Source organism: Microbacterium sp. NPDC028030, from assembly GCF_040637855.1.
In the GTDB taxonomy this organism is placed as follows: Bacteria; Actinomycetota; Actinomycetes; order Actinomycetales; family Microbacteriaceae; genus Microbacterium.
Window position 1 is genome coordinate 319,230 of record NZ_JBEZXF010000001.1, and the last position, 18,849, is coordinate 338,078.

An 18,849-nucleotide genomic window follows, 5' to 3' on the forward strand; every position below is an offset into this window, starting at 1 on the left:
GATCCTCAGTCGCGGGAGAACGTGCCGACGTAGCGGGCCTGCTCGATGATCGAGTCGGCGTACGAGTCGAGGAACTCCTCGCGCGTCGGCGTGCCCTCGACCTTCGTGCTCAGCGCATAGACCCAGAAGTAGTAGTGATGCACGCCGTGGCCGACGGGCGGCTGCGGCCCCGACCACGCGGTCTGCGTCGTGCTGTTGGGCGCTTCACGTACGCCATCGGCAGCGAGGTCGAGCGTCTCGGCGTCGGCGGGGATTCCGTAGACCACCCAGTGCGTGAATCCCTGTGCGAGCGGTGCATCGGGGTCGTGCACGATCACAGCCAGTTCGACGGTCCCCTCGGGCACTCCGGAGAGCGTCAGCGTCGGCAGTTCGTTGCCTGCGTCAGCGGTGAGCCGGTCGGGGATCCGACCGAGGCCGTCGAAGTCCGAGCTGGAGATGGAGAGCTTGTCGATGAAGAGAGGCATGGCTTCCTTTCGGTCAGAAACCGAGAACGCGGGCGATCTCGGCGGCGACGAGGAGCGGATGCTCCTCGGGGATGTAGTGGTCTGCATCGTCGACGACGACCCAGCGGTCATCCGGACGGTCGACGATCGCGCGACGCCACGCGGCCTCGCTCACGATGCTGCTGTCGACACCGCGCAGGTGCGTCATGGTCGTCGGCACCGCACGGAATTCGGCGTCCCACGGGGTGCGGAAGCCCTCGATGAGCTGCCTCATGGCCCGCTCGTCCGCGCGGGGGATCCAGCGGCCATCGGCCGCTCGCAGGTATCCCCACCGCGCGCGACGTTCGATCGCGCCCGGCAGTATCGCGGGGTATCGCCCACGGAGGTAGTCCTCGATCTCGAGGACGCCGTCGAACGAACGGAAGCCGGCCGCGACCCGGATGTCGAGCTCGTCGAGGACCGCGGCCTCGACGTAGGGCGTGTAGTCGACCACGACGGCTCCCGACACCCGATCCGGATGCCGGGCAGCGGCGACCCACGCGTTGCGCCCGCCGAGGGAGTGCCCGGCGATCACGGCATCCGCGACGCCCAGGGCGTCGAGCACCGTGATCACGTCGTCCGCGAAGTCGAGGGCGGCGTAGCCGGCGACCGGCTTGTCGCTGCGTCCGTGCCCGCGCTGATCGAGGGCGATCACCGTCGCCCGGTCGGCGAGGGCGTCGCCGACCGGTTCCCACACGGCATGGTTCGCCGATGTGCCGTGCAGGAGCACGACGGCGGGCCCCTCCCCCCGCACGCGGAACGCGATGTCGACATCGGCGCCCCGCGTGCGGAAGAGTCCGTCCTCGATGCGCTCGACGGCTGCCGTGGCTGTCATCACACCTCAGGGATGGACGACAGCGTCTTGCGCGCCGCGATGAGGCCCGTGATGATCTCCTTGCGCTTGGCGTCGACGTCGCCGGGGCCGTACTCGTACATCCCGCTGCCGGACTTGAAGCCGAGCTTCCCTTCGGCGATCTTGTCGAGGATCAGCTTCGGCGTCTCGGTGCTCGCATCGAGCTCCTTGTTGAGGTAGCCGGAGACCGCCTGGTAGATGTCAAGTCCTGCCATGTCGAGCAGGCGGGTGGGGCCGACGACCGACAGCTTGTAGCCGATACCCCACTTGACGCACGCGTCCAGCCCCTCGGGGGTCACGACGCCTTCGTCCAACAGCGCCATGCATTCGCGGAGGATCGCGTACAGGACGCGGTTCTCGACGAATCCGGGGATCTCCTTCTCGAGGACGGGCACGTAGTCGAACGCCTTGACGATCCCGATGAGTTCGTCGACGAGTGCGGAGTCGGTGTCCTCGCCGGGAATGACCTCGATCATCGGGATCAGGTGCGGCGGGTTCGACCAGTGCATTCCGATCAGCCGACCAGGACGGGTCATGGTCTTGCCCATCGTGGTGATCGGGATGCCGGAGGTGTTGGTGGCGATGATGACGTCGTCGCCGATGCGCGCCTCGAGGTCGGCGAGGACCTTCTGCTTGAGATCGAGGCGCTCGGGCACGGCCTCGATGATCAGCTCCGTCCCTTCGAGCGCGACGTCGAGGTCGGTACCGAACGCGACGGACCCGCCGGGCGCGGATGGGGAGTCGACGGCCGCGAGAACGCCCTGCACGACGCCGTAGGCTGCTTCGGCCCGCTCGATGGCCTCAGTGGAGATGTCATACAGGCGCACGGTCACGCCCGCGCGGGCGAGAGTGGCGGCGATGCCGGGACCCATGGTTCCGGAACCCACGACGGTGGCGATGCGGGGAAGGCTGCTCATGATCGTTGCTCTCTTTCGGTTGGTGCGGGTCAGATGGCGGGCGGGAGGGCGATGGGGGAGATTCCGATGCCGTAGGCGGCTTCGACCCGATCGAGGCGGCGATTGAAATAGGTCCAGAAGTTGTGCTGGGCCTTCGCGGGGTAGATCCGGTCGAACTTCTCCTTCGTCTCTTCCGGAGTGGGCTCGATCGGGGTGAAGCCGGCTGCGCCGAGGTCGACCTGGAAGCGCGCCGCCTTCTCGAGGAAGATCCCCGTGAGCGTGACCTCGGCGACCGTCGATCCGACGAACGCGATGCCGTGGTTGGCGAGGAGCAGCGCCTGGGCGTCACCGAGCGCCGCGGCGGCTGCCACGCCGAGCGGGACCGTGGTGATGATGTGGCTCGTCTCGGCGAAGCGGGGCACGCCTTCGTACGCGAACCACACGCCGTGGTTGTTGTAGGGCTTGAGCTGCTCCTGCGAGGCGCCGAGCAGCGTGGAGAAGTGGGCATGAGAGTGGCCAACGAAGTTGACGTCGGGTCGCGCCTTCATGATCTCCGCATGCAGCGGCCATTCCAGGTGCCGGAGGCCGGTCCCCTCGAGCACCGCACCGTCGAAGTCGATCAGGATGAAGTCGTCTCCCTCGACTTCGCTCAACGCGAGATTGCCGCGCTTGAGCCACAATCCTCGCCCGAACGGGTCTCGGAACGAGAGGTGTCCCATCGACATGTCGCCGTGACCCTCCAGTTCGAGGATGCGGTGGGCGCGCGCGACATCCGCGAGCACGCTGGCGATGGACTGGTCCTCGTAATACTGCGAATGCGTGTACGTCACGCTGTCTCCTCGGGATAGGGGTGCCCGTGCGGGCGCTGTTCTCAGTGTCGGGCAAGGACTTCGGCGACGGTGATGCCTCCGACGCGGGCGTTCGGGCGCCCCCCGGTTGCGACCGCTGCGATGATGACGAGCTCATCGGGCCGGGGCGCATCGGGGAGCGTCAGCGTGATCGCGTCGTAGTGCGACCGCACGTAGACCTCATCCTTGTACGCGAGGGGGATGTCGATCGAGCTTCCTGCCGCAGCCGACTTGGTGGCGGAGGAGATCCAGGCCTCTCCCCCTCCGATCGCGTCTCGGAATGCGTTCCCGAACACGGTGGTGACGCACGCCACGACGTGCTCCTGCTCCCCGTCGAGTCCGGCGATCCCGCCCTTGCCGTAGCTCTCGGCTGGTCGGCCGCCGAGGAGGGCGAGCGCACGGGCCCCGAGCTCGGTGCCGAGGCTCGCACTGTGATCGATGAGCGGGGTGAGATCTTCGACCCACCGTCCGGCAAACGGGTTCTTGATGACGACGGCGACCGCGGCCTTGACGAGTGGCTGGGCGGGTGCCGGTCCGACATCGTGCAGCGTCTCCTGCACGAAGGAGTGGAAGGCGCGGACCTGGTAGTGCGGATCGATGCTCATGCGGGGACCTCGTGTCGGTGCGGATCGGTGGGGTTGTACAGGGCGGTGGTCACGGAGTCACCCTGGAACTGATTGCCCTTGGCCATCTCACGGGTGTCGGCGTACCACTGCGAGCGATCCTGGGCGAGGTCCGTCAGCGGACGCTCGAGCCGCTCCCACTCCTGCAGCGCCTCGGGGATCGATGCTCCGTCGGTCGCTGCGGCGGCGAGTGTCCACGCGTTCTGCATCGCGCACCCGGCGCCCTGTGCGAGCGCGGGGCACATGGCGTGTGCGGCGTCGCCGATCAGGGCGACCTTTCCTTCGGTCCAATGATCCAGGCGTGTGGTCTGGTACCCGTAGTAGCGCCCGGGGATCTTCGCCGCGTCCGCGAGCACGGGCGCCAGTTGCGGAAACACCGACGTCCACAGTTCGAGATCGATAGGCACACGCGAACCCTGCGAGTCCGCGGCGGGGGCCATGAGGGCAATGTAGAGCTCCCGGTCGTTCGCAGGCGTGTAGAGGACCCGCAGCACCCGCGGTTCGAGATTCCAGAAGTCGATGACGTTGTCCCACTCCGTATCGGGCTCGAGTGCCTGCAGTTCTTCTTTGCGGCGCGGGACGAGGAACCGTGTGATCCCGTCGCGCGACCGTTCGCGCTTGAGAGGGATGCCGAGCGAGTCGCGAACGGCCGATCCCACACCATCGGCTCCGACGATGAGGTCGGCCTCGGCCGTCTCGCCGTTCGCGAACGAGATCGTGCCGTCCGCGGTGGCCCCGGTCACCTCGGATCCGGCCAGGATCTCCACTCCGGCCTCACGGGCGGCGAACAGGAGCGTCTGGTGAAGGTGCGGACGGGTCAGCGTGCGCCAACGGATGCCGGGGAGTTCTTCCTGCGACTGGATGACGTTGTTCATGCGCGTCTCGTACGCCGGCGGCGTCATGGAGTTCGACATCAGGTCGGGGCCGGCCTTGATCTTGTCGAGCACCTGAAGACTGTTGTTCCACAGCACGATGCCCGCGCCCTCCGAGCTCAGCTCAGGGCGACGCTCGTGCAGTCGCACACTCCACCCCATCTGTGCGAGGGCGGTGGCTGCGGTGAGACCCGCGAAGCCGCCGCCCGAAACCTCGGCGTGGCGTGGACGTTCGGTCATGTCGATCTCTCTTCCTGTCGGTCGCGCGTCGGCGCCGTGACAGCGGATCACCAGTCGTAGAATTATTACATTCTGAACGGTGATTCTCGCAATGGTAGAGATTCTGCCCTGTGGATCCTCTTTCGCGCAAGAGTACCCTCGGGAGGAGCCGAACGATTTACGCAGCCGTAACGCGGTGGCCGGAACGTCGACGCGCGATATCCATTCACGTGAATCCACCCCCTCGAATCGGGCGTAGGGTGGAAGGAAGGACGGACCGTCCGAGAAGATCTCCCGGCACCGCGCCCGCCCGGAAGTGGAGTCTCTCGTGGCTCAGTACGACGTCTCGAACCGCTCGGCGATCGTGACGGGAGCAGGCAGCGGGATCGGGCGCTCGACCGCCCTCCTGCTGGCGAAGAACGGCGCATCCGTCGTGGTCAACGACCTGAACGCCGAGCATGCGAACGCTGTCGTCGAGGAGATCCGCGCGGCCGGCGGCACCGCCGAAGCGTCGGTCGGCGATGCGACGGACGCGGCGTGGATCGCGTCGTCGGTCGAACTCGCCAACACGCTCGCGCCGCTGCGCATCGGCGTCAACAACGCCGGCATCGGCGGCGCCACCGCTCCGACGGCGGAGTACGAGGACGACGCGTGGGACAAGGTCATCGCGATCAACCTCAACGCGGTGTTCCGCAACATGAAGGCGCAGATCCCCTCGATCCTCGCGAACGGGGGCGGGTCGGTCGTCAACATCGCCTCGATCCTGGGCAGCGTCGGCTTCGCCGGTTCCCCCGCGTATGTCACCGCCAAGCACGGCGTCGTCGGCATGACGAAGTCGGCCGCTCTCGAGTATTCGGCACAGGGCGTGCGGGTCAACTCGGTCGGCCCCGGCTTCATCGACACCCCGCTGCTGGCGAGCATGGACGCCGCGGCCAAGGACTTCCTCGTGTCGAAGCACCCGATCGGACGCCTGGGTCAGGCCGACGAGGTCGCGAACCTCGTCGCGTTCCTCGCCAGCGATGCGGCCAGCTTCATCACCGGCAGCTACCACCTGGTCGACGGCGGCTACACGGCTCTCTGACCCGGAAGCACCCGGAGCTCACAGGCATCCGGTGTTCACAGACATCCGGCCAGCGGGAACCCGAATCCCGATGGCCGGATGTCGTGTGCGGTGACGCGATCACCCCCCCCCCCCCCCCGGGTGCGTCACCGTTCGCCTCGCCGCGTGGTCGCACTGCTTTGCCCGAGAGCGCGACCGACGGGGAGGCGGGCCTTCACGCGACCGCGGGTATCCGCGGCGCCATGATCGATGGAGCGAGCTCCATGTCGGTGAGATCAAGACCGTGCGACGAGCTCGCCGCCGCCATCATCTTGACCAGCAGCGGACGCTTGAGCTCGATGTCATCGCGGACCTCGAAGCGGATCGGGATCGAGGCGTGGATCCACAGCGTCTCGGATGTCTCGCCGTTCGTCGGAACGGTGAGCGGGAACGACTCCCCTCGGCGCAGCTTCGTGACGGTGACCAACCGGAGATGCGCGAGCACTTCGTCGTCGAGTTCGAACCGTTGCGCCTCACCTGCGTAGCTGAGCTTTCCCATGACCCCTCCTCGTGAAAGAGATGTTATGGAAGATAGATTACTAGTTTAGCTAGCTAAATGGAAGTCGGCTCATTCCGCGCGTCGGAGAGCTCCTCGGTCAGGCGCCGAAGGAACCGGGAGATGACCCGCACCTGCTCCGGCGAGAACTCGCTCTCGAGTCGTTCAATGCGTCGGGAGATGTCGTCCGCCGGAGAGTGCAGGTCACGCAGCGACGGTCGCACGACCTTGGATCGCGCATCGCCGGGATGTGGGGCGACGACAATCATGCCGCGGTCGGCCAGGCGGCGGATGACGGAGGTGACGGCTGCCGTGCTCACGCCGAGGTGCGTCGCGAGGTCGCCGGGAGTCACTGGCTGATCCGACGGTGCGGCCGCGATGCAGCGCATGGCTGCACGATCGGTCTCGTTCGGCTGCCGCTGCGCCACGAGACGCCGCGTCAGCTGCGCGTCGATGCGACGCAGTTCATCCACACTCCGCACGAGCTCCGACGTCGCGGTCTCCAGGGTCTTCCCCATGTCACCTCTCCCCATACCCGCCGGCCCCATGGTACCTCGCTCAGCTGGTTACTGGGCCGTCTAGCAAAATGCCGAGAGATCAGGTCGTCTGCGGGATGAGAGGATGGGAATCCGCGGCGAAAGGAAGCCATGTTCGAGCGAGTCAACCTCGAAGACGCGAGGTACATCGACTACTCCGAGCTGCTCGACCATCTCCAGGAACAGTTCCCTGCGGTTCCCCGGCATCGGATCGAGAGCATCATCGTCGCGGAGAACGACGCGATCACGGGCGGGTTCCTCCGCATCGTCCCGGCGGAGGTCGCGACCGGCGCGGTCGAGATGCTGGAGCGCGAGTCGATGGCCGCGAGCGAAGACGGCGAGGTGGCATGATGTCCGAGTCCCAGGACTACGCACGCTCGGGCTATTGGTACCCCGACGGCGAGAGCGTCAGCACGGTCGACGTGCTCAACATGCTGCGGCGCTATCGATCCGCCGAGACCGCGATGCGGGCGCGCACCCGCGCCTCCATGGGGATGAACGAGACCGACCTCATGGCCCTGCGCTTCCTGCTCCGCGAGCAGCGAGCGGGACGGATCGTGCGCCCGATCGACATCGCCCGGATGCTCGACATCTCCACGGCATCGACGACGACGCTCATCGACCGCCTCGAGAAGGGCGGCCATGTACGCCGCGAAGCGCACCCGACGGACCGGCGCGCCGGAGTGATCGTGCCGAGCGTCAGCAGCGACGAGGAGGTGCGCGCCACCCTGGGGGCGATGCATCGCAGGATGCTCACCCTCGTCGACGAGCTCTCCGACCAGGAGCGTGCCGTCGTGACGCGCTTCCTCGCGGGGATGACGGCGGCGATCGAAGAGGCCTCCGACCTCGATCAGGAGCTGCGCGACGTGATCCGCGACCACGGAGGCCCCGAGACGTCGGAGTGACCCCCGGGACCTCAGAGTCCTTCGGCGATCTCCTTGATCGCAGCCAGACGACGGTCCCACTCGCGGCCGATCGCGTCGAGCTTCTGCGCGGTGGCCGACAGCTCCGCACCGACGACACGGAAGCGCAGCTCGCGGCCGGCCCGGACGGGCTCGACGAGTCCGACCTCCTGCAGCACGGCGAGGTGCTTCGCGATCGCCTGCCTGCTCACCGGAAGGCGCCCGGCGAGGGCGGACGCCGAAGCATCCCCCTCGCCGAGAGCCGCCAGGATGCTCCAGCGCGTCTCGTCAGCGAGTGCCGCGAACATGGGCGTCAGGGTTCCTGCGGTCATGCTTCGCCTTCCACCAGTGCGACCATCTTGTCGAGCTCCAGGTCCCAGCCGGTGCGGTGCGACTCGAGGTTGGCTCGGGGGTCGGAGGTGCGCTCGAATCCGCTCTCCACGACCGTGAGCCGTGTGCCGCCGTCCGCCTCTTCGAGCGTGAAGGTGAAGACGGTCGAGGTCGACTCGTCGATGCTGTCGGGGAGCTTCCCGAGGGCGTCGTCGTTGTTCCACCGGTACGTGATGCGGCGCGGCTCGTCATACTCCTCGACGCGGAGCGGGATCACGTCGTAGTCGGGGAACGTCATCGTCCCGGTGGCGCCGACACCCGCGCCGTCGAGCACTGTGTGTCCGAACCAGCGCGAGACGTGCTCCGGCTCGGCCACGGCGCGCCAGACCTTGTCGACGGGCGCCGCGATCTGGATGCTGCGCCGCACCGAGAACGTCTCCTCGTCGACGACGGATGCCTGGTTGCGGGTCATGTTCACCATGATGGGTCCTTTCGGGGTTTCGTGCACTTCTCGTCGATCGATCGATCAACTGCAACTCCAGGGTTGCACATGTTGGGCCCTGATGCAACCTCCGAGTTGCAGAATCACCGCCGATGGTCCCCGGCAGCGGTTCACTTGTCGGGCGGATTCACGGATGCACGACGAAACGCCGCGAGGAGCTCCTGCATCCGCGCATCCGTCCGACATCCGTACCGGTGGGGGACGGGGACGGGCCGGGCTAGGCGCGCGTGCGGCGCTTCTCGAGGAACCCGGCGAGGAGCACCGCGACGAGGGCAGCGACCGGAGCGACGAAGAGTCCGGCTCGCAGGCTCTCGTTCTCGGCGATGTACCCGACGAACGGCGGCGAGAGGAGGAAGCCGAGACGCAGCAGCCACGACACGACCGTGAGTCCGACCCCCGCCCGCAGACCCGGCAGCTCGTCTGCCGCGTGCATGGCAGCGGGGATCAGCGTCGCGATGCCGAAGCCGACCGCCGCGAACCCGAGGATCGTCCCCGGAACGCTGGGGAACGCCAGAGCGAGCGTCATGCCGACGGCCGCGATGATGCCGCCGACCCGCGCCACCCAGCGCTGCCCGAAGCGATCGGTGAGGGGGTCGCCGATCATGCGGCCGACGAACTGCGCACCGACCAGGGCGATGAAGCCGAGCGGTGCGACGGCGGCCGCAGCCCCGAGCGAGTCGGCGAGGTACAGGGTCGCCCAGGAGTTCCCGGCGTCTTCGGCGACGGCGCCCGCCATCGCGATGAGCGTCAGGGCGATGATCGCGATCACCGTCCGGGGCGTCACTCCGCGGCGCACGGTGTCGGCGAGGTCGGCCGGTTCGGCTGCGGCCTCCGTCTCGGTCTCGTCGTCGCGGCCGGGGAGGCAGAACCGCAGGGCGACGAGCGCGACCGTCGCGAAGACGGCCGTCGAGATGCCCAGGTGAACGCCGAGGGGCAGCTGCAGCGCGATCGCGACCGCGGCCATCGCGCCGCCGAGCACGGCGCCGATCGACCAGATCGCGTGGAACCCATTGATGATCGAGCGACCGAACCGGCGCTGCACGCGGAGTCCGTGCGCGTTCTGCGCCACATCGGTGATGGCATCCGACGCGCCGCCGAGGAACAGCGCGACCGCGAAGAGCACGCCCGTCGGCGCCAGCGCGGCCGACAGCAGGCCGAGACTCGTGAGCACGGTGCCGATCACGGCGATGCGCGCCGATCCGAACCGGCGGATCAGCACCGCGGCGAGGAGTCCCGCGGCGATCGCGCCGGCGGGGAAGGCGGCGATCGCGATGCCGTAGCCGAGGTTGTCGAGCCCGAGCCCCGCCTTGATCTCCGGGTACCGCGGCAGGATGTTCGCGAACAGGGCGCCGTTGGTCAGGAAGAGAGCGGAGACAGCGATCCGGGCGCGTCGCGAAGCCTGATCCGGCAGGGATCGAATCGATTCGATGGAGGGCATGCGTTCGATCGTACCGGGCCGCGCGCCGATGCGTCGACCATGCCAGGCGCTACTCACCGAGGCGGCTCTCTGCAACCCCGTTCTTCGCCTCATCCGCGCGGCTTACGCTCGGGGCATGCCCGAACTCACCCAGCCCACCGGCCGTGAACAGGCCCTGCGTGCGGTCCCCCGCGACGACGGCTCGCAGCCTCGCGCGCTCGTACTCGGGGCGACCGGCTACATCGGCGGGCGCCTGACCCCGCGCCTGTTGAACGCCGGCTACCGGGTGCGCGTGCTCGCACGGGACGCGGCGCGTGCGGAATCGTTCCCGTGGGGAGACGACTGCGAGATCGTCGAGGGCTCGGCCGACGACGCGGATGCCGTGGCCGCGGCCGTGGACGACGTCGACGTGGTCTACTACCTGATCCACTCCATGTCCGCTGGGAAAGGGTTCGAGGAGAGCGACGAGCGTGCGGCGACCACCGTGGCGGAGGCCGCATCCGCGGCGGGGGTGCGGCGCATCGTCTACCTCGGCGGCCTGCATCCCGACGATGTCACGCTGTCGCCGCACCTGCGCTCACGGGTACGGGTGGGGCAGATCTTCCTGGAATCGGGGGTGCCGACGCTCGTGCTGCAGGCGGGGGTCGTCATCGGATCGGGGTCGGCGTCGTTCGAGATGATCCGCCACCTCACCGACGTGCTGCCCTACATGCCGGCGCCGAAGTGGGTGCGCAACCGCATCCAGGCGATCGCCGTGCGCGACGTGCTGCACTACCTGCTCGGCGCTGCCCGGATCGACGCCGACGTGAACCGCGCGGTCGACGTCGGCGGCCCCGACGTCCTCCGCTACGGCCAGATGATGAACGGCTACGCGGTCGAGGCGGGGCTGCCGCAGCGGGCGATCGCCGCACTGCCCGTGCTCACGCCGGGGCTCGCCTCGCACTGGGTCAACCTCGTGACGCCGGTGCCGCGGTCCATCGCCCGCCCGCTCGTGGCGTCGCTGCAGAACGAGTGCGTCATGAAGGATCATGCGGTCGACGAGCTCATCCCCCGCCCTGACGGCGGCCTCACCTCCTACCGCAGGGCCGTCGATCTCGCGCTCGGGCGAGTGGATGCCGACACCGTCGAGACCAGCTGGCAGGATGCCGAGGTCTCCGGTGCCCCGAGCGACCCGCTGCCGAGCGACCCCGACTGGGCCGGACGCACCGTGTTCACCGACTCCCGCTCCGTCGCCACGACCGCCTCGGTGGCGGAGCTGTGGCGGGTGATCCTCGGCATCGGCGGCGAGAACGGCTGGTACTCGTCACCGCTGCTGTGGGCGGTGCGCGGGTTCATGGACCGCATCGTCGGCGGGGTCGGCCTCAGCCGGGGACGCCGCAGCCGCACCGCCGCGCGCGTGGGGGACGCGATCGACTTCTGGCGCGTCGAGGCGGTCGAGACGACGGATGCCGGATCGTTGCTGCGCCTGCGCGCCGAGATGAAGGTGCCCGGCGAGGCCTGGCTCGAGCTGCGCGCGGTGCCAGACGACAAGGGCGCCCGCTACGAGCAGCGCGCGATCTTCTTCCCTCGCGGACTGACCGGCCGCCTGTACTGGCTCGCCGTGCTGCCGTTCCACGGCGCGATCTTCGCCGGCATGGCTGCCCGCATCACCGCGGCTGCCGAGCATCCTGATTTGGCGTGATTGCCTGATTTCGCGGAGGCAACGACGCGGACTCAGTCCGCCCGGGGTCGCTCCGCCTGACCATCGTCGAGGGCCGCATCGACCACCGCGTCCACCTCGGCCGGAGGGATGATGTCGATCGCCTCGGTCGCAGCCTCGTACACCTCGGCGAGACTGTCGTCGACGGTCGACTCGTCGATCCAGGCCAGGTCGTCCTCCGAGTGGTCGTACTCGACGGGCACGAGCGCGAAGTCGTCGCCGTACTCCTCGAGCCCCGACATGACGCTGTGCCGGACGGCCGCTCGCGCGTAGCGGTCGCGCAGGATCATCGGGTCGCGCCGCAGGTCCTTCATGAACGCGATCATCATGAACGCCATGATCACGGCGAACGGCAGCGCGGCGATGATCGTCACGTTCTGCAGCGATTTCAGCCCGCTCCCCTCTTCCCCGCTCACGAGCAGCACGGCGGCGATCACGCCGACGAGCGACCCCCAGACGATCGTCACCCACCGGGTGGGCTCGGGGCGCCCCTGCTGCGACAGGGTGCCCATCACGAGCGATGACGAGTCGGCGCCGGTGATGAAGAAGATCGAGATCAGCAGGATGAGCAGGATGCTGGTGACGAGCGGGAACGGGAGGTTGTCGAGGACCCCGAACAGCACCTCCTCCGGCGGGTCGACGATGAGTCCGGCACCGTCCATCTGCTGCTGGATCGCAGTGGATCCGAAGATCGCGAACCAGACGAGCGAGATGGCCGACGGGACGAGGATCACGACCGACACGAACTGGCGGAGGGTGCGGCCCCGCGAGATCTTCGCGATGAACATCCCCACGAACGGCGACCACGAGATCCACCACGCCCAGTAGAAGATCGTCCAGCCGGACAGGAAGGCCTGAGCCTCGTCGCCCTGCGAGGCGGAGCGCGCGACCATCTGCGGCAGATCGCCCACGAACTGCACCGCGACGGACGGGATCACGTTGAGGATCAGCATCGTCGGCCCGACGAAGAAGACGAAGAAGGCGAGCACCAGAGCCATGACGGCGTTGATGTTCGACAGCGCGCGGATGCCCTTCGAGACACCGGAGACCGCGGAGGCGATGAAGCACGCGGTGAGGACGGCGATGACCGCGATCAGGACCCCGTTGCCGAGTTCGCCGATGCCGCTGACGAGCTCGACGCCATGCCCGATCTGCAGAGCACCCAGCCCGAGCGACGCGGCTGTGCCGAAGAGGGTGACGATGATCGCGAAGACGTCGATCGTGCGGCCGAGCGGTCCGGCGGTGCGACCCTCGCCGAGCAGGGGCGCGAAGATCGACGAGATCAACGGGGTGCGTCCTCGGCGGAAGGCACCGTATGCGATCGCACCGCCGACCAGCGCGTAGAACGACCACGCCTGCGGGCCCCAGTGATAGAGCACCTGCGCCTGAGCCGTGTGCATGGCTTCGAGGGTGTTCGCCTCGACCGTGCCGGGCGGCGGGGTCTCGAAGAACGTCAGCGGTTCGGCAGCGCCCCAGAACACGAGTCCGATCCCCATCCCGGCGGCGAAGAGCATCGAGATCCAGGAGAACATCGAGAACTGCGGCTCTTCATCGTCGCGACCGAGGGGGATGCGGCCGTACCGGCTGAAGCCGACGAAGAGCATGAACACCAGCACGATCGTGGCGATCGTCGTGAAGAAGAACCCGAAGTACTCGACGACCCAGCCGAGGACGGCAGACGTGGTGCCCGACAGGTTGTCGCCGGCGAGGACTCCCCACGCGATGAAGGCCACGACGAGGGTGAGCGCGATGCCGAACACGAGCGGGTCGGTGCGGTACGTGCGGCCGGTCTCTTCGACCGAGACGCCCGGCACGAGCGCCGGATGCACGCTGCGCGGTGGGACCGCGACCATCTCACGGACGATCTTGCGGGCCGTCTCGCCCGCTTTGGTCGGAACGCGGTTGGTGCCTGTGCCGACGGCATCCGTCCGCGGGCGCTGGGGGGTCTTTCCTGCGGAGCGTGCGTCGGGCTTCTCGTCAGGGGTCTCCATGGGAAACCATCCTGTCACGCGATATGCCGCAGCGTGCCGTGACTAGCGCGGGCGGCGGCCGACCCCCGCGAACAGGGAGTGCAGCAGGGGGAGCACCGACACGCAGATCAGGGTGATGCCCAGTGGCGGCACCGAGGGGACGAGCAGCGCTCCGCCGATGAGCATCGCGGCGAACAGCACCCCCGAGGCGATGCGGCGGGCGATGCCCTCGAGCCGGTCGAGGCGGCGCTCCAGACGCGAGGTGTCGAACGAGACGTTCCCGTCGTCGATGCGCGTGATGATGTCGTCGATGCGACCGGGCAGGCGCCAGGTCGTTTTCATGGTGCCCATGGCCTGGCTCGCGAACGCCTGCAGCACGTTGCCGCTCTCGTCACGCAGCAGGCGGCCGGCGTACGGCTCGGCGGCATCCCACACGTTGAAGGAGGGGTCGAGTCCGCTGCACATGCCCGACGTCAGCGACACCGCCCGGATGAGCAGCAGCATGTTCTCGGGCAGCTGCAGCGGGAGCGAGCGCACCATGTCGCCGAACTCCTCCGCGAAGTCGCGGAACTCGCGGGGGTCGACCTTGCTGAGCTCGGCGAAGCCCATGCCGCCGAACCGGGCGAACAGCGTCGTCAGCGCGCGTTCGAGCTCGGCCGTGTCGGCGGAGGGCAGCAGCACCCCGATCTCCTGCGCGGCCGCGACGAGGCCTCGGCTGTCGCGGCCGGCCACTGCGATCAGGAGGGTGCGCAGTCCGCCGCGCAGGCTGACGGGGATCTCGGCCATCATGCCGAAGTCGATGAACGTGAGGCGGAAGTTCCGTCCTCCCCCGCCCGCGACCGAGGGCACCGGCGTCACGAAGATGTTCCCGGGGTGCGGGTCGGCGTGCACGAAGCTGTGCGTGAACACCTGGTCGAACATGACCTCGGCGAACACCGCGGCGACCTCGGACGGATCGATGCCCGCCGCCCGCAGCGCCTCGGTGTCGTTGATCTTGATGGCGGTGACGTCCGACAGCGTGAGCACCCGGCGGGTCGAGCGCTCCCACACGATCTCCGGGGTGTCGACGCGGGGGTCGTCGGCGAAGTTCTCGCGGAACCGCTCCGCGCTCGCGGCCTCATGCAGGTAGTCGATCTCCTCGAGGCTGGTCGCGGCGAACTCCTCGACGAGCGCGGGAGCATCCACGCGGTCGGCGACGATGCGCACGCGCGTCAGCCACCGGGCGACCCGGCGGAGCGCCGCGAGGTCGACCGCCACGATCTCGTCGATCCCCGGACGCTGCACCTTCACCACGACCTCGTCCAGGCCGGTGTCTGCGGCGTCCAGTTCGGAGAGCCTGGCCCGGTGCACCTGGCCGAGCGACGCGGCCGCGACCGGAGTGTCGTCGAACCAGGCGTACGCGCGTTCGAGCGGGATGCCGAGTTCGGCTTCGGCGAGCGCGCGGATCGCCGGGGTCGGCACGGCGGGGACCTCGTCCTGAAGCCCCTCGAGTTCCTTCGTGATCTCGGGCGGCAGCACGTCGAGGCGCGACGACATGAACTGTCCGACCTTGATCATGAGACCGCCGAGCTCGACGGCGAGGAGGTGGAATCGACGCGCGAACCTCTGCATCCGCGGCCCTCGCGTGCGCTCGGAGATCCCGCTCATCCCGAAGCGCGGGAGGACGAGTTCGAACCACCAGATCTTGACGAACTCACGCCCCGCGAACGACAGGATGCGGCGGTACCTGGCGCGGTGCACGCCCTGTGCCGCGGCATCCGTCATCGCGTGGTCCTCTCGCAGACCCCCATCCGATGCCGCACTGCGCGGTCAGTCCTGCGCGAGGATCGAGTACAGCCTACGGCGGGCCTCGTCGAGGACCTCGATGGTCTGCTGCACCTGCTCGGGCGAACCGCTCCGTCCGACCTGGGCCGCTGCGGCCGCGAGGTCGACGCCGGCCTTGGGGAGGGCGCTGAAGCGGGCGTTGTCGCGGTTGCCGTCTTTACCGGACGACTCCCAGGGCGCGGGCGCCTCGGTGGTCTCGTCAGCGACCGCGCGTCCGGCCTCGGTGAGCGAGTAGGTCTTGCGGCCGTTCTGCTCCTCGGCCTCGATGAGGCCTTCGTCGGCGAGCAGCTGCAGCGTCGGGTACACGGAGCCGGCGCTCGGCTTCCACGTGCCGCCACTGCGCTCGGCGATCTCGTTGATGATCTGGTAGCCGTGCATCGGCTTCTCGGCGAGGAGCGACAACACGGCCGTGCGGACGTCGCCGCGGGCCATGCGCGATCCGCCGGAGGGGCGCGATTCGAACGACTTGCGCAGCTGGTCCATGGCCTCGAAGATCGCGGATGCCGGACCGCCGGGGCCGCTGCCGAACCCGGATCCGCCGAAGAGGCCGCCGGAGCCGCCGTTGCTCCCGGAGCCGCTGTTGCCGCCGAACGGGTTGGAGGGGAATGCGTTGTTCATGATGACCTCCCAGTCGTGAACGATACTCAACGATATATCGTTAACCCTGAGGGTGGGGTGGGAGTTTCACACGCCCGGGCGCAATGCAAGCCTGATGACGCGCACAGGAAGTCGTGTTCCACTCTGAGGGTGTCAGCCACGGGGGAGAACAGCGCGCAGTCGGAGCGCGGCAGCGGTCAGTCCGGCATCCGAGTGAGTGTCGTCGTCCCGGTCTTCCGGCCAGGACCGTCATTCGACGATCTCATCGCGTCGCTCGACCGTCAGAGCCTGGCGCCGACCGCGTTCGAGGTGCTGCTGTGCGATGACGGATCGGGCGAGCCGACGGGTGCGCGTCTGGCCGAGGTCGCCCGCACCCGTCCGCACGTGCGCGTGCTGTCGCTTCCGCATTCCGGGTGGCCCGGGATGCCCCGCAACCACGGCGTCGACGCCGCTCGCGGCACGTACGTGCAATTCGTCGATCAGGACGACTACCTGTTCGACACCGCGCTCGAGAAGCTGTGCGACTACGCGGATGCGAACGTGTCCGATGTGGTGGTCGGCAAGGAGGTCGGGATCGGCCGACCCCTGCCGAGCCGCATCTTCCGCCGCGACATCCCCGATGCGAAGCTCGGCACCGATCCGCTTCTCGAGATGCTCACGCCGCACAAGCTGTTCCGCACAGCGTTCCTCCGCGAGAACGGGATCCGCTTCCCGGAGGGGCGGGTACGGCTCGAGGATCACCTGTTCGTGATGCGGGCGTACTTCGCGGCGTCGACGATCTCGGTTCTCGCGAGCGTGCCCTGCTACGCGTGGGTCAAGGAGCCGGGGAGCGCGAGCTCTGCGCGCATCGATCCCGAGACGTACTTCCCGCACCTCGAGACGGTGCTCGATGTCGTCGAGGCGCACACGGAGCCTGGGCGGCTGCGCGATCGCCTCCTCCGACACTGGTTCCGCGGGAAGATCTTGAAGCGGGTCGCGGGTCGGCGGATGGTGAAGTACCCCGACGACTATCGGGAACGACTGCTCGACGTGGTCACGCCGCTGGTGCAGAAGCGCTTCGGGCCCGGGGTCGACAGCGGGCTCGGTTTCCCGAACCGGATCCGTGCCGCGCTGCTCCGTGCGGATCGTCGAGCGGATCTCGTGTCCCTGGCGGGGTTCGAGGCGGGGCTGACCTGTCGGGCCGTGGTGACGGCGGCGCGTTGGTCGCGGGGCGGAGGCCTGTATCTGACGCTGCGGGTCGACATCACGAACGACGGTCGGGACGCCCTGGTGTTCGAGACGGTTGCCACGGACGCGTCGGATACCGATTCGAGCGCGAGCGGGCAGAAGAAGTCGACCCGCCTCACGTCGCTGCCGCTGTCGTCGGTCGACGGCCTGCCCCCAGACCTCCTGGTCGTCGATCGCGAGCTTCGCAACGACCGCGTCGATGTGTTCCTCCGAGAGGAGACCGGCGATGATCGTCATCTCGCCGGCCGTCGACCTCGCGACCTCGCCACGGTGGCCGTTTCGATCGACCCGCTAAAGGTGTTCGACGCGCAGGACGACTCCCGCGGCGGTCGCCTCATCGTGAAAGTGCGTCGAGCGGGCTGGACGTTCGAGGTTCCGCTCCATGCCGAGCCCGCGACTCTCGCGCGTCTCGGTCGCTCTCCGATGCTGGCCGGGCGCCCGTGCACGCTCGTGGCGACGGGGGATGGCGTCGTGGAACTGCGCCGAGAGTGGCCCGGTGGTCGGATGAAGGATGCTGCCGGCCGTGCCATCCGTCGACTGCGCAAGGCCGTCCGCCGGGGCTGAGCGCGGCGTCTTCTCGGCACTCTCGGCGTTTCCCGGCACCTCCTCGGCGTCGAGCACGTGCTCGCTCCGCTTGCCTGATCGAACGATTAACGATAGATTCCTGCTGTTCTTCGACGAGAGGCAGGCTCATGAGCAGAGTGACGATCGTGGTGCTGCGGGTCGTGATCGCGGTCGCGCTGCTGGGGTCGCTGGTGGTGCAGACGGTCATCGTGCCGCTGCTGTGGCTGGACCTTGCACAGGAGGAGCTGTGGGGCCGGATCTTGCTGGTGTCGATCGTCGTGCTCGGGGTCGGCACGCTGCAGGTGTTCGGGGTCTGCGTGTGGCTGCTGCTTACGAAGGTGCGGCGGGGATCGATCTTCTCGGAGTCGTCGTTCCGCTACGTCGATGTGATCATCGGGGCGATCCTCGTGGCGGCCGCGCTCACCTGGATCCTCGCAGCGCTGCTCGCACCGGGATCGGTCGCGCCGGGCCTCATCGCATTGATCGGCGGCGCGGGGGTCGTGCTCGCCGGCGTGGCGCTGCTCGTCGTCGTGATGAAGGCACTGTTGCGTCAGGCGATCGACCGCGATGCCGAAGCACGGTCGCTTCGCTCCGAGCTCGACGACGAGGTGATCTGATGCCGGTCGTGGTCGACATCGACGTGATGATGGCGCGGAGGAAGATGAGCGTCGGCGAGCTGGCCGACCGGATCGGCATCACGCCGACCAACCTCGCCGTGCTGAAGAACGGCCGAGCGAAGGCGGTGCGGTTCACGACTCTCGACGCGCTGTGCACCGTGCTGGAGTGCCAACCGGGTGACCTGTTGCGCTGGGTACCCGACGCCGCCGCCACCCGATCCCCGAATACCTGATCGCCGGACCGACACCCGACACCCGACACCGACACCGACACCG

The 18,849-nt window shown here is 68.4% G+C and carries 21 protein-coding genes; 7 read left to right on the forward strand and 14 right to left on the reverse strand.

Annotated features, from left to right (window positions below; all coding sequences use genetic code 11):
- Positions 1-5: 5 nt before the first annotated feature.
- From AB0E56_RS01460 to AB0E56_RS01485, 6 genes are read right to left on the reverse strand one after another with little or no spacing between them, the layout of a single operon-like run.
- Entirely contained in the window at positions 6-464 is a 459-nt protein-coding gene (locus AB0E56_RS01460) for a YbhB/YbcL family Raf kinase inhibitor-like protein (protein ID WP_359796300.1), read from the reverse strand.
- Positions 465-477: 13 nt separating this feature from the next.
- Positions 478-1,317 carry an alpha/beta hydrolase gene (locus AB0E56_RS01465; protein WP_359796301.1) on the reverse strand — a complete coding sequence of 280 codons (840 nt, stop codon included), beginning with the start codon at positions 1,315-1,317 and terminating at the stop codon, positions 478-480.
- The gene (locus tag AB0E56_RS01470) at positions 1,317-2,252 is read right to left on the reverse strand and encodes a 3-hydroxyacyl-CoA dehydrogenase NAD-binding domain-containing protein (protein ID WP_359796302.1); all 936 of its coding nucleotides are present in this window, start codon (positions 2,250-2,252) and stop codon (positions 1,317-1,319) included. Before AB0E56_RS01470 ends, AB0E56_RS01465 begins: the two co-directional genes overlap by 1 nt.
- A 29-nt stretch (positions 2,253-2,281) precedes the next feature.
- Positions 2,282-3,061, reverse strand: coding sequence for a class II aldolase/adducin family protein (locus tag AB0E56_RS01475; RefSeq protein ID WP_359796303.1), 780 nt, complete (start codon positions 3,059-3,061; stop codon positions 2,282-2,284).
- 41 nt (positions 3,062-3,102) lie between these two features.
- Entirely contained in the window at positions 3,103-3,684 is a 582-nt protein-coding gene (locus tag AB0E56_RS01480; protein WP_359796304.1) for an amino acid synthesis family protein, read from the reverse strand.
- Positions 3,681-4,814, reverse strand: a complete 1,134-nt coding sequence (locus AB0E56_RS01485; RefSeq protein WP_359796305.1) for an NAD(P)/FAD-dependent oxidoreductase — start codon at positions 4,812-4,814, stop codon at positions 3,681-3,683. The genes AB0E56_RS01480 and AB0E56_RS01485 overlap by 4 nt, the downstream gene beginning before the upstream one ends.
- A 307-nt stretch (positions 4,815-5,121) precedes the next feature.
- Between AB0E56_RS01485 and AB0E56_RS01490 the strand changes: the two genes are divergently transcribed.
- On the forward strand, positions 5,122-5,874 hold the full coding sequence (locus tag AB0E56_RS01490; protein ID WP_183151594.1) for an SDR family NAD(P)-dependent oxidoreductase: 753 nt from the start codon (positions 5,122-5,124) through the stop codon (positions 5,872-5,874).
- Between the two features lie 193 nt (positions 5,875-6,067).
- On the opposite strand, the gene AB0E56_RS01495 is transcribed toward AB0E56_RS01490, so the two are convergent.
- Both AB0E56_RS01495 and AB0E56_RS01500 read right to left on the reverse strand, forming a co-directional pair.
- Positions 6,068-6,391 carry a hypothetical protein gene (locus tag AB0E56_RS01495; RefSeq protein WP_359796306.1) on the reverse strand — a complete coding sequence of 108 codons (324 nt, stop codon included), beginning with the start codon at positions 6,389-6,391 and terminating at the stop codon, positions 6,068-6,070.
- 53 nt (positions 6,392-6,444) lie between these two features.
- Complete coding sequence (locus tag AB0E56_RS01500) at positions 6,445-6,906, reverse strand: MarR family transcriptional regulator (RefSeq protein WP_359796307.1); 462 nt, start codon at positions 6,904-6,906, stop codon at positions 6,445-6,447.
- Between the two features lie 129 nt (positions 6,907-7,035).
- On the opposite strand from AB0E56_RS01500, the gene AB0E56_RS01505 reads away from it, so the two are divergent.
- Together AB0E56_RS01505 and AB0E56_RS01510 are read left to right on the forward strand one after the other, a co-directional pair.
- Positions 7,036-7,275, forward strand: a complete 240-nt coding sequence (locus tag AB0E56_RS01505) for a hypothetical protein (protein ID WP_359796308.1) — start codon at positions 7,036-7,038, stop codon at positions 7,273-7,275.
- Positions 7,275-7,829, forward strand: a complete 555-nt coding sequence (locus AB0E56_RS01510) for a MarR family transcriptional regulator (protein ID WP_359798249.1) — start codon at positions 7,275-7,277, stop codon at positions 7,827-7,829. The genes AB0E56_RS01505 and AB0E56_RS01510 overlap by 1 nt, the downstream gene beginning before the upstream one ends.
- A gap of 11 nt (positions 7,830-7,840) precedes the next feature.
- On the opposite strand, the gene AB0E56_RS01515 is transcribed toward AB0E56_RS01510, so the two are convergent.
- The 3 genes from AB0E56_RS01515 to AB0E56_RS01525 all read right to left on the reverse strand — a co-directional run bounded on the left by AB0E56_RS01515 (position 7,841) and on the right by AB0E56_RS01525 (position 10,096).
- Positions 7,841-8,158, reverse strand: a complete 318-nt coding sequence (locus AB0E56_RS01515; protein ID WP_183151589.1) for a metalloregulator ArsR/SmtB family transcription factor — start codon at positions 8,156-8,158, stop codon at positions 7,841-7,843.
- Positions 8,155-8,637: an SRPBCC domain-containing protein gene (locus AB0E56_RS01520; protein WP_359796309.1), complete on the reverse strand. Its 483-nt coding sequence runs from the start codon at positions 8,635-8,637 to the stop codon at positions 8,155-8,157. Before AB0E56_RS01520 ends, AB0E56_RS01515 begins: the two co-directional genes overlap by 4 nt.
- A gap of 238 nt (positions 8,638-8,875) precedes the next feature.
- Complete coding sequence (locus AB0E56_RS01525) at positions 8,876-10,096, reverse strand: MFS transporter (protein WP_359796310.1); 1,221 nt, start codon at positions 10,094-10,096, stop codon at positions 8,876-8,878.
- 115 nt (positions 10,097-10,211) lie between these two features.
- On the opposite strand from AB0E56_RS01525, the gene AB0E56_RS01530 reads away from it, so the two are divergent.
- Positions 10,212-11,756, forward strand: a complete 1,545-nt coding sequence (locus AB0E56_RS01530) for an SDR family oxidoreductase (RefSeq protein WP_359796311.1) — start codon at positions 10,212-10,214, stop codon at positions 11,754-11,756.
- Between the two features lie 32 nt (positions 11,757-11,788).
- Here AB0E56_RS01530 and AB0E56_RS01535 read toward each other — a convergent pair whose 3' ends face one another.
- The 3 genes from AB0E56_RS01535 to AB0E56_RS01545 are packed head-to-tail and all read right to left on the reverse strand — an operon-like array spanning position 11,789 to position 16,186.
- Positions 11,789-13,765: a BCCT family transporter gene (locus tag AB0E56_RS01535; RefSeq protein WP_359796312.1), complete on the reverse strand. Its 1,977-nt coding sequence runs from the start codon at positions 13,763-13,765 to the stop codon at positions 11,789-11,791.
- A gap of 42 nt (positions 13,766-13,807) precedes the next feature.
- On the reverse strand, positions 13,808-15,508 hold the full coding sequence (locus AB0E56_RS01540) for an AarF/UbiB family protein (protein ID WP_359796313.1): 1,701 nt from the start codon (positions 15,506-15,508) through the stop codon (positions 13,808-13,810).
- A 45-nt stretch (positions 15,509-15,553) separates the two neighbouring features.
- Positions 15,554-16,186 carry a PadR family transcriptional regulator gene (locus tag AB0E56_RS01545; protein ID WP_359796314.1) on the reverse strand — a complete coding sequence of 211 codons (633 nt, stop codon included), beginning with the start codon at positions 16,184-16,186 and terminating at the stop codon, positions 15,554-15,556.
- Between the two features lie 129 nt (positions 16,187-16,315).
- Between AB0E56_RS01545 and AB0E56_RS01550 the strand changes: the two genes are divergently transcribed.
- The 3 genes from AB0E56_RS01550 (at position 16,316) to AB0E56_RS01560 (ending at position 18,806) form a co-directional block, all read left to right on the forward strand.
- Entirely contained in the window at positions 16,316-17,956 is a 1,641-nt protein-coding gene (locus tag AB0E56_RS01550; protein ID WP_359796315.1) for a glycosyltransferase, read from the forward strand.
- Between the two features lie 128 nt (positions 17,957-18,084).
- A complete protein-coding gene (locus AB0E56_RS01555) occupies positions 18,085-18,573 on the forward strand; it encodes a DUF2975 domain-containing protein (protein WP_359796316.1) in 489 nt (162 codons plus the stop codon).
- On the forward strand, positions 18,573-18,806 hold the full coding sequence (locus AB0E56_RS01560) for a helix-turn-helix transcriptional regulator (protein WP_359796317.1): 234 nt from the start codon (positions 18,573-18,575) through the stop codon (positions 18,804-18,806). The genes AB0E56_RS01555 and AB0E56_RS01560 overlap by 1 nt, the downstream gene beginning before the upstream one ends.
- Positions 18,807-18,849: the final 43 nt, after the last annotated feature.

Coding starts and splice junctions, on each gene's coding strand:
- AB0E56_RS01460 (WP_359796300.1), bottom strand. CDS start 464: ATGCCTCTCTTCATCGACAAGCTCTCCATCTCCAGCTCGGACTTCGAC.
- AB0E56_RS01465 (WP_359796301.1), bottom strand. CDS start 1,317: ATGACAGCCACGGCAGCCGTCGAGCGCATCGAGGACGGACTCTTCCGC.
- AB0E56_RS01470 (WP_359796302.1), bottom strand. CDS start 2,252: ATGAGCAGCCTTCCCCGCATCGCCACCGTCGTGGGTTCCGGAACCATG.
- AB0E56_RS01480 (WP_359796304.1), bottom strand. CDS start 3,684: ATGAGCATCGATCCGCACTACCAGGTCCGCGCCTTCCACTCCTTCGTG.
- AB0E56_RS01485 (WP_359796305.1), bottom strand. CDS start 4,814: ATGACCGAACGTCCACGCCACGCCGAGGTTTCGGGCGGCGGCTTCGCG.
- AB0E56_RS01495 (WP_359796306.1), bottom strand. CDS start 6,391: ATGGGAAAGCTCAGCTACGCAGGTGAGGCGCAACGGTTCGAACTCGAC.
- AB0E56_RS01500 (WP_359796307.1), bottom strand. CDS start 6,906: ATGGGGAAGACCCTGGAGACCGCGACGTCGGAGCTCGTGCGGAGTGTG.
- AB0E56_RS01505 (WP_359796308.1), top strand. CDS start 7,036: ATGTTCGAGCGAGTCAACCTCGAAGACGCGAGGTACATCGACTACTCC.
- AB0E56_RS01510 (WP_359798249.1), top strand. CDS start 7,275: ATGTCCGAGTCCCAGGACTACGCACGCTCGGGCTATTGGTACCCCGAC.
- AB0E56_RS01515 (WP_183151589.1), bottom strand. CDS start 8,158: ATGACCGCAGGAACCCTGACGCCCATGTTCGCGGCACTCGCTGACGAG.
- AB0E56_RS01520 (WP_359796309.1), bottom strand. CDS start 8,637: ATGGTGAACATGACCCGCAACCAGGCATCCGTCGTCGACGAGGAGACG.
- AB0E56_RS01525 (WP_359796310.1), bottom strand. CDS start 10,096: ATGCCCTCCATCGAATCGATTCGATCCCTGCCGGATCAGGCTTCGCGA.
- AB0E56_RS01530 (WP_359796311.1), top strand. CDS start 10,212: ATGCCCGAACTCACCCAGCCCACCGGCCGTGAACAGGCCCTGCGTGCG.
- AB0E56_RS01535 (WP_359796312.1), bottom strand. CDS start 13,765: ATGGAGACCCCTGACGAGAAGCCCGACGCACGCTCCGCAGGAAAGACC.
- AB0E56_RS01540 (WP_359796313.1), bottom strand. CDS start 15,508: ATGACGGATGCCGCGGCACAGGGCGTGCACCGCGCCAGGTACCGCCGC.
- AB0E56_RS01545 (WP_359796314.1), bottom strand. CDS start 16,186: ATGAACAACGCATTCCCCTCCAACCCGTTCGGCGGCAACAGCGGCTCC.
- AB0E56_RS01555 (WP_359796316.1), top strand. CDS start 18,085: ATGAGCAGAGTGACGATCGTGGTGCTGCGGGTCGTGATCGCGGTCGCG.
- AB0E56_RS01560 (WP_359796317.1), top strand. CDS start 18,573: ATGCCGGTCGTGGTCGACATCGACGTGATGATGGCGCGGAGGAAGATG.